Genomic DNA, 15,693 nt, shown 5'->3' with positions numbered 1-15,693 from the left:
TTTGAATATTCATTATTTCCGTTCTTACCAAATATTGCTGACCTTTATATATCGCAATTGAAATGCAATAGATATGACATCAGTTGAAGCTAAATTAAAGGAGCGCGTCAAAGAATTAACCTGTCTTTATGAAGTAACATCTATAATTGTAAATTCTGATTATGACCAATTAGAGGCTTCGCTTGAAGCTATCGCTTATTGCCTTAAAAGAGCTTGGCAATTTGAAAATGTAACCGAAGTCTTTCTAAAAGTGGGCGAATATCAGGTGCAAACCGATGATTATTATCATGATATGGTCGCTTTAGTATCAAAGATCAAGGTCTTTAATAAAATAGAGGGCGAAGTAATTGTAGGGTATCCTTCAAACAAGTATACTCTTGACGATTTTTTGGTTGAAGAACAGACTTTGTTGAATAACGTAGCTTTAGATATCGGTAATCTTATTGAACGTAAACAGATTCGAGATAGTGAAGCCATTACAAGAAGAAAGATGGAACGTACGGATCGTTTACATATACTTGGTGAAATAACCGCGGGAATTGCCCATGAATTGAACACACCTCTTGCCAATATTCTTGGTTTTGCTGAATTATTGACAGATAAAATAAAAGATAAAGAAGCTGTTAGAGACCTCGAAAAAATAATGGACAGTGCTATTTTCAGTCGAGAAATCGTTAAAAAACTCATGTTTTTTGCTTGTGAAATGCCACAAGAAATGAAAACGGTACAACTAATACCTATTGTTACCAGTGTTGTTAAACTACTTGAACCCTCTTTACGATCCAAGAATTTAAAATTGACAAAAGTCTTTGACAATGAAAATATTGAGCTTAGAGCAGATACGGTACAGTTGACTCAGGTTATGTTCAATTTAATCATGAATGCCATTTACTATTCTCATGATGGTAGTACTATTGCTGTACAGGTTTTAGAAACCGATAGTCAGATAAGTATTCAAATTTCTGATCAAGGAAAAGGTATACCAACAGAATTAGAAGATAAGGTATTTGAACCTTTCTTTACTACCAAACCCATTGGAGAAGGCACTGGCTTGGGCCTTAGTGTAGTTCACGGAATTATTACCAGCCATAAAGGCAAAATAGAGTACAAACCAAATACACCTAAAGGGACTATATTTACCGTTGACTTTCCTAAATTGTAATCTATGGATTTGCGCAAAGAGAACATTCTTATAGTAGATGATGATATTGACATATTAGAGCTTTTACAAAGGCATCTACAATCAATGGATTATCATACCTATAAAGCGGTTTCTGTAAAAGAAGCGTTATTTATACTTAAAGATACCTTCATTGATTTGCTCATTACAGACATACAAATGCCTGAAATTAATGGGCTACAATTATTGAAATTTGCTAACGAACATTATCCTGAAATTCCAAAATTGGTGGTCACCGGGTACCCATCTGTTGAAGGAACATTAGAAGTCATAAAATCTGGCGCTACAGATTATTTGACCAAGCCCTTCACCAAATTAGAACTTAAAGAAGCAGTTGAAAAAGCGCTGAAACAAAACAAAGCACGCAAAAAAACTATACAAAAAGACGTACATCAAAAGCCAAATATCTATTCAGATATGGTCGGTGAATCTGAAGCTTTTAATAAGGTAATTAATATAATTGACCGTGTAAAGGATAATAAAGCTACCGTAATTGTTACCGGTGAAAGTGGTACCGGTAAGGAATTAGTTGCTAGGGCAATTCACTATTCAGGTAAGTTTTCTAGAGAACCGTTCATAGCCGTAAACTGCGCTGCCATACCAGAAAATCTTCAGGAAGCTGAACTTTTTGGCTACATAAAAGGTGCCTTTACAGGAGCTAACGAAAATAGAAACGGATTCTTTCAAGCAGCAAAAGGCGGCACTTTGTTTTTAGATGAAATAGGTACGGCTTCTTTAGCCGTACAGACCAAATTACTGCGTGCTCTTCAAGAAAAGGAAATTACACGGGTAGGATCCCAAAAAGTGGAAAAGGTAGATATTCGAGTTATTGCAGCTACAAATGCCAACTTAAGAGAGGAAATCAAAAACAATACGTTTAGGGAAGATCTGTATTACAGATTAACGGTAGTAGAAATTAATGTACCACCATTACGAGAGCGTAAATCTGATATTGCCCTTTTAACGGAGAAGTTTCTACGTAAGTACGGAATAGAGTTTAAAGATCGGTTACTTCGTATTTCTCCGGAAGCTTTACAAATACTCCAACGATACAACTGGCCCGGCAATATAAGAGAACTTGAAAATATTATTCAAAGAGCCGTAATTATGGCAGATGGCAAAATTGAAGTAAAAGACTTACCAGATTTTTTAAAGTATCAAATTGATTTTTCTGATAACGAGCTGCGTCCGCTTCGAGATATAGAGCGAGAATATGTTCAGCGTATCCTCAATCATACAGGTGGTAACAAAACTAAAGCCGCCCAAATTCTTCAAATAGATCGTAAAACCCTGCGAGAAAAATTAAAATGACCGGGTAATTTCTACCCTATCGGGTAATTTTTCCCCACTTACAAAAACTTCCATTAAATTATTATCGAACATAAATAATTGATTATCAATTATTTATAAAATTATCTACATTTTAAATTCTTTATAGGCACATCAATTGCTTTATAGACCACGAATAGAAACTATAAGAAATAGTTCTAATAGTTAGTGGAATCATTAAAAGGCAACAGATGAAATACGGTAGTCTCGTTTTTGAAGAAAGTGAATTCTTGAGCATTAAAAAATTTCAAGAAAAGAATCTAACCATTGAAGATTATGCACACAAAAATGTGCTGGAGCTTCTTGGTCAACATATGACTATTGCTATGTGTTTAAATGACGAAGATATTCCGTTCGATATTATCACTATCAACGCTATTATTAAAGTTAGCGGAGCATCTGGCATTCGGCAAACATTCCAAATAGTGCCTCCTGACGAAGTAGATATAAAAAAGAATAAAATTTCTGTTATCAGCAGTTTAGGCGCATCGGTCATTGGACGTGCCGTAGGAGATAAAATTTCTTACGGACTACCAGGAGACCTAGTGTCATTGACAATTACCAAAGTAACCCAACCAAACTCAGCCAACAAAAACGCTACCAAAGTTATTGAGACCAAAAAAGTAAAAATTTATTAATTCTAAAATATTCAGTTATGATAAAATATGCAATAGCCCTTTTATTTTCAGCAAGCATGTTACATGCACAAGACAATACAAACACACCATCCAATGTAAATGTTGGTGATGTTTTTGAAATAGGAAAACCAGAGACGAACAAGTTCAAGCATATAGATTTCCCTAGAGAAAATTTCATTATTAAACGCGGTGGCATTGCCAATTATAGGCGTGCCCATGGCGAAGAAGTTGTTGTAACCGCGGTAAAAGAGAAAAAAGACGGTACAACCGAAATTAAAATCAAAAGAAATGATGGTGGTCGCTTCTTTAACAGTCACACCGTAGTAACCGCAGATTTCAAAGAAGCCATTAACTCTGGTGAATTACAAGCTCTATAATTTTTTTTAGTTGATTGATAATCCACTTGGTCTCTATAAATAAGTTGGCTGATTTATTAAGAAACAACCAAGTGGATTTCCTAAAAAAATAATTTAATTAAGACAGAACTCATGTTTAAAAAACTTAAAACACCGCATAGAATGCAAGCTGGCTTTATACTAGCTATCGCATTTTTATTGGTGTTGGGTTCTAATAGATTGTACCAAAGACACTTCTCAACATTGCAGAACACGGTAAATTCAGTCTACGAAGACAGAATTAAGGTTCAAGATTATATATACCAATTAAGCAACATTTTTAACCAAAAGAAAATTCGATTTATTACCGAAGGAGATTTTGCCCTAGTAACAGATGAAAATAAAAAAACGGAAAAATTACTTTCAAACTTTGCCCTAACAAAATTAACTACCAAAGAATATAATACATTGAACGAATTGACTTTACAATTCGATAAGCTTAAAAAGTCTGAAAAAAAAGTAATGCAGTCCAAAGACAATTTAAGAAGTGGTGTTCATGTATTATCATTGAAAACCTTAGAACAAATAAATCAAAATTTAAATGTGCTAGCACGTATACAGCTTGAAGAGAGTAGGCAAATGACACAGCGTTCTAACAAAACCCTAGACACCAAAATACTAATGTCTAAATTAGAGTTAGGCTTTTTAATAGCTATCGGACTTGCCTTATTGGCTTTAATCTTTTATCCCTTGAAAACAAAACTACCTGTTTTGGATCATTAAAAATATTACGCAAACATTTTAATATAAGCGCGATGAAAAATTATATGCGGAGCATATGCTCTACCTGCACCTACGTGACATTTTGCTCTTTAACAAATGATAAAAATTCAATTGTTTCGTGCAGTGAATATGTACATGTAGTAGACATCACCAATGAACCTATATTGATCATTTCTAATGAAATGGCAAGTAAAGAACTTAAAAGAGAATTAGTCTTAAACTAAATATAATGATAGCAAAAGTAGCATCTAAAAAAGCTCCTAAACAAGGTATGCTTGAAAATGTAATGCGACAATTTGATAATGCCGCAGACATTATTGAACTAAACACCAATATTCGAAAAATATTAGAGGTGACCAATAATGAAATAGTTGTTCATTTTCCTGTGCGAATGGATAATGACGAGGTTGAAATTTTTACTGGTTACCGTGTTCAGCATAACAATGCGCTTGGACCATATAAAGGCGGACTACGCTACCACCCTACCGTTGATATCGATGCCGCGAAAGCATTGGCAATGTGGATGACCTGGAAAACCTCTTTAGCAGGTTTGCCCTATGGTGGTGCAAAGGGTGGTATTCAATTAGACCCAAACAAGTATTCTAATTCTGAATTAGAGCGTATAACCAGAAGATTCACTTATGCGTTAGGCGATAATATTGGTCCTGAGTTAGATATTCCTGCTCCAGATGTAAATACCAATCCGCAGACAATGGCTTGGATTCTTGACACCTACATGTCTACCAAAGCACCTGCAGAACGATCTACCAACATGCACGTAGTTACAGGCAAACCTATAGGTGCAGGTGGCTCAAAAGGTCGTGATAGAGCTACAGGTTATGGTGTATTTCTAACCATTAAATTCTGGGCAGAAAGTCATAATGTAGATTTAAAGGACAAAAAATTTATAGTACAAGGTTTTGGTAATGTTGGCTATTGGGCAGCCTATTTCTTAGTGAGCGAAGGTGCCATTTTAACGGCAGTACAAGATGCCTATGGCAGTATTGTAAATGAAGAGGGTATTAATGTTGATGAGCTGCTTACCTACACACAAAGTAATAAGGGTAGTATACTAGGGTATGCAAAAGCAAGAACTTTGGACAATAAAGATTTCTTCTCTTTAGACTGTGATATCTGTATACCGGCTGCATTAGGTAACCAGATTACACCAAAAAATGCCAGTAAGATAAAAGCCTATTTAATTGCTGAAGGTGCTAACGGACCAACAGATGTAGATGCCGAAGAAATTCTATTAAAAAAAGGCATCGATATTATACCTGACATTTTGTGTAACTCTGGCGGAGTGATCGGTAGTTATTTTGAGTGGTTGCAGAACCGTAATGGCGAAATATGGACTTTAGATGAAGTAATGGTAAAATTAGAAAAGAAAATGAAAGAGTCTTTTACCACTGTTATAGAAACATCGAAAAAGAGAAAAGTTGACATGCGTACGGCAGCATTTATAATAGCCATTGAAAGATTGGAAGAGGCCTATGTACAACGTGGCATTTTTCCATGATAAATAATACAGAATTTAAACACAGATAATGATTTTAAAAAGTATGTATTAAATACTGCTATAATGAGCGCGGTCGATTTCTTTTTTATAAACTCGACAGTATTATCGGCTGCGCTTACAATAGCAATGAACTATACTTTTAAACTCATATCTCAATAAAACAATTAGAAAATGAAGTACGGTAATCTGGTTATAGAGAAAAAAGAATACGTGGTACTTAAAAGGTTTATGAACCTATCTGGGTACTATAAAGATGATACGTTACGCAAATCGGTAAAAAAACTGGTCGGTGAATTAGAAACTGCAATTATCTGCGATGCATCAGAAATGTACGAAGATGTTATTCGGTTTAACACCACGGTTACTATCGTATCTGAAAACGGGTGGCATAAAAAATTTAAGTTGGTGATGCCTACGGACAGCGATATTAAAAATGACAAAATATCTATACTCACACCAATGGGTGCAGCAGTTATTGGGTATAGCGAAGGTGATGCCATCGTTTGGGAATTTCCATCCGGAGAACAAAAACTAACCATAGAAAAAGTAGAACAAGAGAATGAATATATGAACATAAATATGGTACTATGATCGCATCTAAACATTTTTATCCGCATGAATCGGACAAAAGAATCATGATGAAAAAAGATCGATTAGAAATTAATAACTGGACAGATGAGCTTGAGTTTTTAAATAAGGAAATCGAATTCTATCTAGATATTGAAGACAGCATGATCCATAGTTCGAAATTGTACCAAGAATTACATGGCATACGTAGAGAAAATGCATTGATGTTGGCTGCACTTTACCGATATGATAATGCTGTGAGCAAATCTATAGAATGTGACACTGTAGCATGTGATGCCTATTATCTAAACCATCATGAAAAGAAGAGAGATGCTTACCTGGCGTTAATTGAAAATTACAGAATTCTGAAACTTAAAATATTATCACAAGTACTAATTAATGCAAGAAGTTAAGTGAATTAGAAACTGCCTTTGCAAACCAAACCTAATCAAAAAGGCTAAAACATACCGTCATGGAAAATAGAATACTATTACCAACAGATTTTTCGAAGAACTCATGGAACGCAATACAGTACGCTATAAAACTCTTTGAAGAAAAAAAATGCACTTTTTACATTTTGCATGCCCATTCTAAAGAAACCCATGGCTTAGATAGTTTAACATTATTAGATCCCGATGAAGCCTTTAATAAATTATCTGAATTAAGAGCTAGACAAGGCTTAGGTGATATTTTGATACAATTATCTAGATTAAAAAATAATGAAAATCACGAGTTTCATGTAGTATCAGAATCTACATTGCTTTTAGATGCCATTAAGACTTTGAATGAAAAAATTCATTTTAAAATGATTGTTATGGGTGCCAAAGGCATTACTAACAAGACCGGAGAATCGTATGGTAGACAAACTCTTGAGATTTTAAAACAAATTAGAAAATGCCCCATTTTGGTGGTACCATCAAAAGTAGATTTTAATCACCCAAAAGAAATTGTATTAACTACGAATTTCAATACTAAAATAAAATCATCTGAAATTAAATACCTGGTTGAAATAGCCAAATTAAGTGATGCCTGTATTCAGGTATTAAGTCTTACACAACCGAATAAACTGAGCTTCTCTCAAAGAAGAAATAAGGTATTTGTTCGAAGTCAGCTTAAAGATGTAGAATACAAATTTAATTCGCTACGCAATGTAAAAATGGCAATTGCCTTAAGTTGCTTTGTTGAGATTAGAGCCTCTAACATGATCAGTTATGTAGATAAAAAACCGTCGTTCTGGGAGCGTCTTGGTTTTGGTAAACTATCGCTAAGCAAATTGGGCTACTATGCCAACGTGCCGGTATTGGCGCTACATGCTAAATAAGCCTTTTAAGTATATATTCGTCGTTTCTAGCTGTTGCATATCGTACCTTTGTATCGCAAAGATGAACAAGGATTATGAACGACGGATTTAACCGAATACTATATAACTACCTTGTAGAAGGTGGTCTAAATGAAACCGCGGCCTCGTATTTGAACCTTGCCGTTTTATTAGTTCTTGCTTTAGTTCTTGCATATTTCTTAGATCTTATAATTTGGAAAGTGTTACGCTCAGTATCAATTAAACTAGCCCGAAAGTCTAAAACTAACTTTGATAATTTTCTAGTAGCTAATAAAGTCCCAAGGTACATTGCCCATATTATTCCTTTAAGCATACTGGTAGAATTGGTTCCTTTTGGGTTTATAGGTTTTGACTATGCCGAAAAAATAGTTTTAAAATTTTTAAGTGTACTGTTCGTAGTTCTTACGCTCTATGTTGTTAAAAGTGTATTTACAAGTATCAATGATTATTTAAAGACCAAGCCTAGGTTTAGAGATAAACCTATGGGCAGTTACATACAGGTATTTATGATCTTCGCCTGGGTGGTGGGTATTTTCACCATTTTCGCCATTATAACAGAAATACAGGTTTGGAAGTTCTTCACCGCTCTTGGTGCAGGTTCAGCCGTAGTATTATTAATTTTTAAAGATTCTATTCTAGGTCTGGTTGCAAGTATTCAAGTAAGCATTAATGATATGGTTCGTATTGGCGATTGGATCAGTTTTGACAAATTCGGTGCCGATGGTGATGTAATTGATATTTCTTTGGCCACGGTAAAAGTTCAAAATTTTGATAAAACCATTACCACAATACCAACCTATGCCCTAATATCAGATTCATTTCAGAACTGGCGAGGAATGCAAGAATCTGGCGGAAGACGTATTAAGCGAGCTTTGATCATTAATCAAAAAAGCATTCGTTTTCTGTCGGATGCCGATATTGAAGAATTTCAAAAAATACAATTAATTCAGCCCTATTTAAATTCAAAATCAGAGCAAATTAATACTTATAATACAGCAAATAATATCAATAAAGAGCTTGCTATAAATGGTAGAAATTTGACGAATATTGGTGTGTTTAGAAAATACGTGAACGATTATTTAGAGAACCATTCTGCCGTAAATAAAGGTATGACCTTAATGGTGCGTCAATTAGCACCAACCCCACAGGGTATTCCGCTAGAAGTATATGCTTTTAGCTCAGACAAACGCTGGGAAAATTACGAGTACGTAATGGCAGATATTTTTGACCATCTACTAGCCGCCCTACCCTATTTTGATTTACAGGTATATGAAATACCTTTACCGATTGCTACTTCTTGATTTTTCGTATTTTCTAGATTTATTTTTAAATCAACTAGACAAGTTGGCTTTAGTTTAAAATTGTATCTTTCTTGGGTAGATATACCGTATAATATGTTTGCATTGGCAGCTATAAAAAGACAAGTATGCTTAGAGAAACATTCATAAAACTTATGACAAAATATACTGCCGATAAGGATTTGATGAACGTACTATGGGCAGAAATCGAGAAAAACTATTCAAGCAAAAAAAGACATTATCATACCTTACAGCACCTTGACAATTTACATTCTCAATTAACTATTGTAAAGCGAGAAATAAAAAACTGGGAAACCATCTTATTTACACTCTACTACCACGATATAATTTATAGTTCAACAAAATCTAACAATGAAGAAAAAAGTGCTGAACTTGCTGAAAAACGTATGAAAAAAATTTCTGTTTCAAATGAGATTATAGAACAATGTAAAAAACAAATTTTGGCTACCAAATCGCATAGTAAATCAATCGACAGTGACACCAACTATTTTATAGATGCCGACCTTTCGGTACTAGGACAGAGTTGGGAAACATATTCTTTATATTTCAAAAATGTTAGAAAAGAATATGGTATCTACCCCACCTTTATGTATAATTCTGGACGCAAAAAAGTTCTAAATCATTTTCTCTCAATGGATAGAATATTTAAAACAGACTTTTTTTATAATAAATTTGAAACACAAGCTAAGCAAAACTTACAACAAGAGCTGCAATCGCTATAATTAAGAAACGCTAAATTATACTTTTCAAAACTATTAGGCTTGAGTAGCGATTCTTATCTTGAACTATTGAAACTGAAATTTGTAGCCTAAGGTAAAATCTTCTAAAATTAAAAGATACTAGAAATGAAAAAGAATAATCTTTCAGAATTAACTGATGAAGAGTTGGTAGTTAAAAAAAAGAAACTGAAGAAAACAAAAACTATAAATGCATTTTTAATCGGATTTCTTGCTAGTATAATAGTTATAGCGGTTGTTTCATCGATTTATGGGAAAAATTACTCGATTCTTATTCCATTATTATTTCCCATCTATTTTATTTATCGAATAGTTGGTAATTCAAATAAAAACAAAGAATTAGAAGCGCTCTTGAAGAAACGTGGTATTTGAAATAAAACTTTTTACCTAAATCAAACCGAAATCACAATCTAGTAGTAAGTTCTAAAAATGAACAAATAATACAATAAAGACCTTTATTTTGTGAAATTTAAGAGTATTACAATATACTAATCACATCAAGAAACTGAGTACAGAAGAAAGATAATAGCCATTTTAAATGGCTTCAATTGAATATATAAAAAAAGGAGATTTTGTTTCTGCTACAAAAGGGTAATACTAATTTTGAACAAATGCATTCCATTTAGGAAAGTCTCTTATTAACCTATATAAAATTCAATTATTTGCCCTAAACAATATTCATGAAATTGAAGATTGATAAGTTTGTTTTTTTTATAATTATTGCAATAGTATTAGCATACTTATTTCCACAGTGGGGAACAGAAGAAAGTAAATTTCCATTAAATACGATTAGTAGTATTGGTATTTCACTTATTTTCTTTTTTTACGGACTCAAGTTAAGTCCCGATAAATTAAAGCAGGGGCTCAAAAATTGGAAACTACATTTGTTGGTGCAAGGGTCTACATTTTTGCTTTTTCCATTATTGGTTTTACTATTACATCCATTTATTCAAAATGAAGAACAACAACACATTTGGTTGGGTTTCTTTTTTTTGGCTGCCCTACCATCTACAGTATCATCTTCAGTACTTATGGTCTCATTAGCAAAAGGGAATATTCCTGCAGCAATATTTAACGCCAGTATTTCTGGCATTATAGGTATTGCTCTTACTCCTTTATGGATGGGGTATTTTGTAAGTGATTTACAAACCGACTTCGATTTTAAAGATATTTACATTAAACTAATCGTTCAAATAATAATACCTGTAATAACAGGGCTTCTTTTACATCGCTTCTTTGGTTCTTTTGTACAAAAACATAATAGTAAAATTACGCTGTTCGATAAATCGATTATTTTATTGATTATTTATAAAAGCTTTAGTAAATCTTTTGAAAAAAATATTTTTAGTGCTGTTTCTATATTAGATTTACTTTTCATATTAATCGGTGTCATTTTCTTGTTTTCAACTGTCTTTTATCTCGCTAAATTAATATCAAGAAAACTACACCTCAATAAAGAAGACCAAATTACCGCCCAATTTTGCGGTACTAAAAAATCGTTGGTACATGGAACCGTTTTTTCTAAAATACTATTTGGCAATATAGCATCTATTGGTATCATCTTATTACCGCTCATGTTATTTCATGCCATACAAATACTAATAATTAGTGTAATGGCCTCAAAATTATCGATTCGAAATTTAGAAGAATTTTAATAGTTAAATTATTATTATTGCCCTTTTTAATTTCTAAAGAGATTAGAAATTAAAGCTAGCACTAAAATTGCTGTACATAGATACTATTTATCATCAAAATAATTCATATGCTTTTATCAATTTTAGGTGTACACCTGTTAAGTCTATTTAAAAATCAATAAAAAGAATATGTCAGTTTATCAGAAAGTTGAAGCCTTAGCCTCAAAATTTTTAAAGAAAAATACCATTTTTAAATATGGCTTTAATCTATCACCAATGTACAAACGAAGTACTGCAAAGATAATTGAGGTATCAGAAGATTTATTACACGTAAGAATTAAATTACCGTTATCGTATAAAAATAAAAATTACGTAAATTCTATTTTTGGTGGTAGTTTATTCTCTGCCGTAGACCCAATACCAATGATTCAGTTATTAAGTATTATGGGTAATGATTATGTAGTTTGGGACAAATCTGCCGAAATCTTCTTCAAAAAACCGGCGAAAGAAAACCTGTTTGCAGATTTCAATTTTACCGAGAAAGAACTTATGGGAATTAGAGAGCAGGTAGCTGAAAACAAAGAAATAGATATTATAAAAATTACTCAGCTCACAAATAAAGATAAAACCCAAGTTTTTTGCGAGGTTAAAAAGACCATCTACATAGCTGACAAAGAATATTTTAAACAGAAGCGTAAGAAAAAATAAATGGCCTTTGGCTAGTTAAGTAAAATATTCATAAAAGTTGAATTTACGCTTACCAATTATAAACAGTTGAAATCCATTTGCGTAAAACTTATAAATTCTTAAAGTTCTAGTTGAATTTTTAATGCAATAAATGTTCAATGGCTATGAATATTCGTAGAAATAGTATCTTTATTTTTTACTCCCTTTTACTCAACTATTCAATAACAAAAGAGGGTAAAACATCTTTTAACAATAAAAAATAGTATTCAATCATGAAAAATTTATTCGCACTATTACTAATGACAGTAAGCTTCATTAGCTACGGGCAAACAATTACTGGGCAATGGGAAACCTATGACGACGAAACTAACGAGAAAAAAGCTCTTATTGAAATTTACAAAACCAACGATACTTATTTCGCCAAAATAGTGAATAGTTATAAAAGTGATGAAAACAAGGTTTGCGACAACTGTAAGGGCTCAAAAAAAGGACAAAAAATAAAAGGTCTAGTAATCATTGAAGACATCAAGAAAGACGGTGATGAATATAACGACGGTACAATTTTAGATCCTGAAAACGGTAAAGAATATAAGTGCTACTTAGAACTAGAAGAACCTAACAAATTGAAAGTAAGAGGTTATTTAGGATTTTCGTTATTAGGAAGAACCCAATACTGGATAAGAAAGAAATAGAAAACAGCAATGCAAACGATACTTGGGGCTAACGGTCAAATCGCAATTGAGTTAGCGAAAGAGTTAAAGAAGAAGTATACTTCAAATATAAGACTGGTCAGTAGAAACCCTAAAAAGGTTAATGAAACCGACGTGCTTTTTTCTGCCAACTTATTAGACAAACAAAAAACCGAAGAAGCTGTAAAGGGAAGTGAAATTGCATACCTAACTGTTGGTCTACCAATGAATACCAAAATGTGGGTGAACCAATTTCCTATAATGATGCGAAATGTAATACATGCATGCAAAAAACACCAAACAAAACTGGTGTTCTTTGATAACACCTACATGTATGCACAAAATGATACTCCTTTAACCGAAGAAAGCCAATTTGCGCCTGTAGGGCAAAAAGGTAGAGTAAGAGCAGAAATTACCAATATGCTTTTAGATGAAATAAATTCAAATAATCTAGAAGCAGTTATTTGTAGAGCGCCAGAATTTTATGGTCCTGGCAAAACACAGAGCATCACCAACGCCATCATTTTTGACAATATTAAAAACAATAAAAAATTAAAGGTATTCATAAGTGATACTACATTAAGAACTCTAATATGGACACCAGATGCCAGTAAAGCAATGGCTTTAATTGGCAACATGCCCGATACTTATAATCAAACATGGCATCTACCTTGCGATGATTTTCGACTTACCTACAAACAGTTTATTGCTTTGATTACTAAGGTTTATGGCAAACAATTTGAATATACTGTAGTTCCAAAAATTGCTTTTAAAATAGGTGGTATTTTCAATACACAAATGAAAGAATTACAAGAACTATTACCTAGGTATAAGCGCGATAACATATTCGTCTCCACCAAGTTTAAAAAACGATTCCCAGATTTTACGGTCACCACTTATCGAGAAGGTATTGAACAGATAAAAAATGACACTATCATACTTAACCGAAAGTCAACAAAATAATATAAATCAAGTAATGTGTTAGAGGCAAATTATAAGTAGTTTAGAAAAATATTAATGAGAATACATCAGCATTAATTATTTTAAAATCGAACATTTAAAATGCAAGACGAACACTTTCTAAAGAATATATTCTCACCAAATACTTTCACAAAAAAAGAACTGGAATTGATTATTCCTAATTTCAAAAAAGTAAATTTCTCTAAAAATGAATATCTATTAAAAGAAGGCATAATTGAAAACCACTATTGGTTTATAGAAAGTGGATTTGCCCGTTCATTTGTAAACGACACAAAAGGCAACGATATTACTACAGATTTTTATGGTCAGGGCGATATTGCAATAGATTGGTCTTCATTTTTTCTTCGCAATCCTACCCGTGAAAATATACAAGCTTTGACCAACATTGAATGTTGGCAATTAGATTTTGATACTTTTCAAGAACTATTTCAGAGCATAGAATCCTTTAGAGAACAAGGTAGAAAAAAGCTTGTTGGTTCTTATTTTGCCCTTAAGAATCAGCGTGTATCATTTATAGCAGATGAAGCAAAAGAACGCTATCTAAGATTATTACAAGAGAAACCACACGTTATTAAAAACGTTTCGCTACAGCATTTAGCCACGTTTTTGGGCATTACCAAATATTCATTAAGTCGTATTCGGAAAGAAATAGCATCGTAAAGTCCGTTTTTGCCATAGGGCAATTTTTTAGTGGAAAGTGCCATATATATTTGTCTTTATAACCACAGCTATTCAAAAGGCAAAAAATATAAAAACACTTTATGAAAACAATTTTCAATAAGAACACTAATAGCGAATTAATTGAACGAATTCAAACCCTGAAAGAATCGGACACCGCAAAATGGGGTAAAATGGACGCATATCAAATGCTAAAACATTGTACGTTGGGCGAAGAAATGTTTCAAGGTAAAAAGCAATATAAAAGACTCTTCATCGGCAAATTATTTGGCGGAATGACATTGAAGGGAATCATGAAAAATGAGCTTCCGATGAAGAAAAATCAGCCTACTCATCCTGAATTTAAAATATCTGGATCAGGAGATTTCGATAGCGAAAAGCAAAAGTGGATTAGTTTACTAAACGGTTATCACGGTTATTCAAATTCAAACTTCATTCATCCGTTTTTTGGAAAAATGACTAACAACGAAATTGGCATATTTGTTTATAAACATTCTGACCACCATTTAAAGCAATTTGGTAGATAATTAAATGTTATGCTAGAAGCTATATTTTTATTTATTACACTATTGACCTTATCCTTGTTTTATATTGGAACAGGAAAAGACTTAAGGCTAGTACTTATTTTTATTGTTTGGCAGTTACTAATAGGGCTTCTGTCCTACTTTGAAGTCTTTAAAGAAAAGCCCCAATTATTCCCAATGGCTATCGTCGCTACTATTCTATTATCTGTTTTGTGTTTAAGGATGATCACCGTCAGCAAATTGAAAAGAAATTTTTTAATAGGAATTCACATTGTTAGAATCCCTGTAGAACTATGCCTTTATGCACTTTACATAGAAAGTCAGGTTCCAGAAATTATGACATTCTCAGGTTGGAATTTTGATGTTTTAATCGGGATATCCGCAGGTACTATTTTTATATATGAACTTGTAAAAAACAACACGGTGGCACGTAAATCTTTCATAGTTTGGAATTACATAGGACTGCTGTTTCTATCTTTTATTGTTATCATAGCAATTTTATCTTCTCCTTTACCCATTCAGCAATTTGCATTTGAGCAACCGAATGTGGCTCTTTTTCAATTTCCATATTGCTTTTTACCTACCTGTATAGTCCCTCTAGTTTATTTGTCTCACATTTTATTGATTAAAGACACCATAAATTACAATAGCCAAAAATAAAAAGGATACTAACTAGCAGGAAAATTGGTAATAAATCATTTACAATCAGCATATAACATTTAACTCAATATTCTACTTTCTTGAAAAAAGACCA

Annotated in this window: 19 protein-coding genes; all 19 read left to right on the top strand. The window is 32.9% G+C overall.

Features of this window, described 5'->3' with window-relative positions; all coding sequences use genetic code 11:
• Positions 1-73 precede the first annotated feature (73 nt).
• Positions 74-1,162, top strand: a complete 1,089-nt coding sequence (locus DFQ03_RS07785; RefSeq protein ID WP_133672598.1) for an ATP-binding protein — start codon at positions 74-76, stop codon at positions 1,160-1,162.
• Positions 1,163-1,165: 3 nt separating this feature from the next.
• Positions 1,166-2,491 carry a sigma-54-dependent transcriptional regulator gene (locus tag DFQ03_RS07780; protein ID WP_133672597.1) on the top strand — a complete coding sequence of 442 codons (1,326 nt, stop codon included), beginning with the start codon at positions 1,166-1,168 and terminating at the stop codon, positions 2,489-2,491.
• 209 nt (positions 2,492-2,700) lie between these two features.
• Positions 2,701-3,147, top strand: a complete 447-nt coding sequence (locus tag DFQ03_RS07775; protein WP_133672596.1) for a GreA/GreB family elongation factor — start codon at positions 2,701-2,703, stop codon at positions 3,145-3,147.
• Between the two features lie 17 nt (positions 3,148-3,164).
• Positions 3,165-3,524: a hypothetical protein gene (locus tag DFQ03_RS07770; protein ID WP_133672595.1), complete on the top strand. Its 360-nt coding sequence runs from the start codon at positions 3,165-3,167 to the stop codon at positions 3,522-3,524.
• A 111-nt stretch (positions 3,525-3,635) separates the two neighbouring features.
• Positions 3,636-4,265: an MCP four helix bundle domain-containing protein gene (locus tag DFQ03_RS07765; RefSeq protein ID WP_133672594.1), complete on the top strand. Its 630-nt coding sequence runs from the start codon at positions 3,636-3,638 to the stop codon at positions 4,263-4,265.
• Between the two features lie 229 nt (positions 4,266-4,494).
• On the top strand, positions 4,495-5,784 hold the full coding sequence (locus tag DFQ03_RS07760) for a Glu/Leu/Phe/Val family dehydrogenase (RefSeq protein ID WP_133672593.1): 1,290 nt from the start codon (positions 4,495-4,497) through the stop codon (positions 5,782-5,784).
• A 171-nt stretch (positions 5,785-5,955) separates the two neighbouring features.
• The gene (locus DFQ03_RS07755) at positions 5,956-6,375 is read left to right on the top strand and encodes a GreA/GreB family elongation factor (RefSeq protein WP_133672592.1); all 420 of its coding nucleotides are present in this window, start codon (positions 5,956-5,958) and stop codon (positions 6,373-6,375) included.
• Positions 6,372-6,764, top strand: a complete 393-nt coding sequence (locus DFQ03_RS07750) for a hypothetical protein (RefSeq protein ID WP_133672591.1) — start codon at positions 6,372-6,374, stop codon at positions 6,762-6,764. The genes DFQ03_RS07755 and DFQ03_RS07750 overlap by 4 nt, the downstream gene beginning before the upstream one ends.
• 59 nt (positions 6,765-6,823) lie before the next feature.
• Positions 6,824-7,672: a universal stress protein gene (locus tag DFQ03_RS07745; RefSeq protein ID WP_133672590.1), complete on the top strand. Its 849-nt coding sequence runs from the start codon at positions 6,824-6,826 to the stop codon at positions 7,670-7,672.
• Between the two features lie 74 nt (positions 7,673-7,746).
• Positions 7,747-8,991, top strand: a complete 1,245-nt coding sequence (locus DFQ03_RS07740; RefSeq protein ID WP_133672589.1) for a mechanosensitive ion channel family protein — start codon at positions 7,747-7,749, stop codon at positions 8,989-8,991.
• Positions 8,992-9,116: 125 nt separating this feature from the next.
• Positions 9,117-9,731, top strand: coding sequence for an HD domain-containing protein (locus tag DFQ03_RS07735; RefSeq protein ID WP_133672588.1), 615 nt, complete (start codon positions 9,117-9,119; stop codon positions 9,729-9,731).
• Positions 9,732-9,854: 123 nt separating this feature from the next.
• Positions 9,855-10,118 (top strand): hypothetical protein, encoded by a 264-nt coding sequence (locus tag DFQ03_RS07730; RefSeq protein WP_133672587.1) that lies wholly within the window; start codon positions 9,855-9,857, stop codon positions 10,116-10,118.
• A gap of 308 nt (positions 10,119-10,426) precedes the next feature.
• A complete protein-coding gene (locus DFQ03_RS07725) occupies positions 10,427-11,401 on the top strand; it encodes a bile acid:sodium symporter family protein (RefSeq protein ID WP_133672586.1) in 975 nt (324 codons plus the stop codon).
• 168 nt (positions 11,402-11,569) lie between these two features.
• Positions 11,570-12,088, top strand: coding sequence for a PaaI family thioesterase (locus DFQ03_RS07720; RefSeq protein WP_133672585.1), 519 nt, complete (start codon positions 11,570-11,572; stop codon positions 12,086-12,088).
• Between the two features lie 251 nt (positions 12,089-12,339).
• A complete protein-coding gene (locus DFQ03_RS07715) occupies positions 12,340-12,759 on the top strand; it encodes a DUF2147 domain-containing protein (protein WP_133672584.1) in 420 nt (139 codons plus the stop codon).
• Between the two features lie 9 nt (positions 12,760-12,768).
• Positions 12,769-13,719, top strand: coding sequence for an NAD-dependent epimerase/dehydratase family protein (locus tag DFQ03_RS07710; RefSeq protein ID WP_133672583.1), 951 nt, complete (start codon positions 12,769-12,771; stop codon positions 13,717-13,719).
• A gap of 99 nt (positions 13,720-13,818) precedes the next feature.
• Positions 13,819-14,397, top strand: coding sequence for a Crp/Fnr family transcriptional regulator (locus tag DFQ03_RS07705; RefSeq protein ID WP_133672582.1), 579 nt, complete (start codon positions 13,819-13,821; stop codon positions 14,395-14,397).
• 101 nt (positions 14,398-14,498) lie between these two features.
• Positions 14,499-14,942 (top strand): DUF1569 domain-containing protein, encoded by a 444-nt coding sequence (locus DFQ03_RS07700; protein WP_133672581.1) that lies wholly within the window; start codon positions 14,499-14,501, stop codon positions 14,940-14,942.
• 9 nt (positions 14,943-14,951) lie between these two features.
• A complete protein-coding gene (locus DFQ03_RS07695) occupies positions 14,952-15,599 on the top strand; it encodes a hypothetical protein (protein WP_133672580.1) in 648 nt (215 codons plus the stop codon).
• The last annotated feature ends 94 nt before the right edge of the window (positions 15,600-15,693 follow it).

The organism is Maribacter caenipelagi (assembly GCF_004364175.1).
Taxonomy (GTDB): Bacteria; Bacteroidota; Bacteroidia; order Flavobacteriales; family Flavobacteriaceae; genus Maribacter; species Maribacter caenipelagi.
The sequence above is the reverse complement of the archived record's forward strand: the minus strand, read 5'-3'. Positions and strand labels throughout refer to the sequence as shown.

What these genes read in the sequence shown, in the direction of transcription:
- DFQ03_RS07785 (WP_133672598.1), top strand. Translation starts at nt 74, where the DNA reads ATGACATCAGTTGAAGCTAAATTAAAGGAGCGCGTCAAAGAATTAACC.
- DFQ03_RS07780 (WP_133672597.1), top strand. Translation starts at nt 1,166, where the DNA reads ATGGATTTGCGCAAAGAGAACATTCTTATAGTAGATGATGATATTGAC.
- DFQ03_RS07775 (WP_133672596.1), top strand. Translation starts at nt 2,701, where the DNA reads ATGAAATACGGTAGTCTCGTTTTTGAAGAAAGTGAATTCTTGAGCATT.
- DFQ03_RS07770 (WP_133672595.1), top strand. Translation starts at nt 3,165, where the DNA reads ATGATAAAATATGCAATAGCCCTTTTATTTTCAGCAAGCATGTTACAT.
- DFQ03_RS07765 (WP_133672594.1), top strand. Translation starts at nt 3,636, where the DNA reads ATGTTTAAAAAACTTAAAACACCGCATAGAATGCAAGCTGGCTTTATA.
- DFQ03_RS07760 (WP_133672593.1), top strand. Translation starts at nt 4,495, where the DNA reads ATGATAGCAAAAGTAGCATCTAAAAAAGCTCCTAAACAAGGTATGCTT.
- DFQ03_RS07755 (WP_133672592.1), top strand. Translation starts at nt 5,956, where the DNA reads ATGAAGTACGGTAATCTGGTTATAGAGAAAAAAGAATACGTGGTACTT.
- DFQ03_RS07750 (WP_133672591.1), top strand. Translation starts at nt 6,372, where the DNA reads ATGATCGCATCTAAACATTTTTATCCGCATGAATCGGACAAAAGAATC.
- DFQ03_RS07745 (WP_133672590.1), top strand. Translation starts at nt 6,824, where the DNA reads ATGGAAAATAGAATACTATTACCAACAGATTTTTCGAAGAACTCATGG.
- DFQ03_RS07740 (WP_133672589.1), top strand. Translation starts at nt 7,747, where the DNA reads ATGAACGACGGATTTAACCGAATACTATATAACTACCTTGTAGAAGGT.
- DFQ03_RS07735 (WP_133672588.1), top strand. Translation starts at nt 9,117, where the DNA reads ATGCTTAGAGAAACATTCATAAAACTTATGACAAAATATACTGCCGAT.
- DFQ03_RS07730 (WP_133672587.1), top strand. Translation starts at nt 9,855, where the DNA reads ATGAAAAAGAATAATCTTTCAGAATTAACTGATGAAGAGTTGGTAGTT.
- DFQ03_RS07725 (WP_133672586.1), top strand. Translation starts at nt 10,427, where the DNA reads ATGAAATTGAAGATTGATAAGTTTGTTTTTTTTATAATTATTGCAATA.
- DFQ03_RS07720 (WP_133672585.1), top strand. Translation starts at nt 11,570, where the DNA reads ATGTCAGTTTATCAGAAAGTTGAAGCCTTAGCCTCAAAATTTTTAAAG.
- DFQ03_RS07715 (WP_133672584.1), top strand. Translation starts at nt 12,340, where the DNA reads ATGAAAAATTTATTCGCACTATTACTAATGACAGTAAGCTTCATTAGC.
- DFQ03_RS07710 (WP_133672583.1), top strand. Translation starts at nt 12,769, where the DNA reads ATGCAAACGATACTTGGGGCTAACGGTCAAATCGCAATTGAGTTAGCG.
- DFQ03_RS07705 (WP_133672582.1), top strand. Translation starts at nt 13,819, where the DNA reads ATGCAAGACGAACACTTTCTAAAGAATATATTCTCACCAAATACTTTC.
- DFQ03_RS07700 (WP_133672581.1), top strand. Translation starts at nt 14,499, where the DNA reads ATGAAAACAATTTTCAATAAGAACACTAATAGCGAATTAATTGAACGA.
- DFQ03_RS07695 (WP_133672580.1), top strand. Translation starts at nt 14,952, where the DNA reads ATGCTAGAAGCTATATTTTTATTTATTACACTATTGACCTTATCCTTG.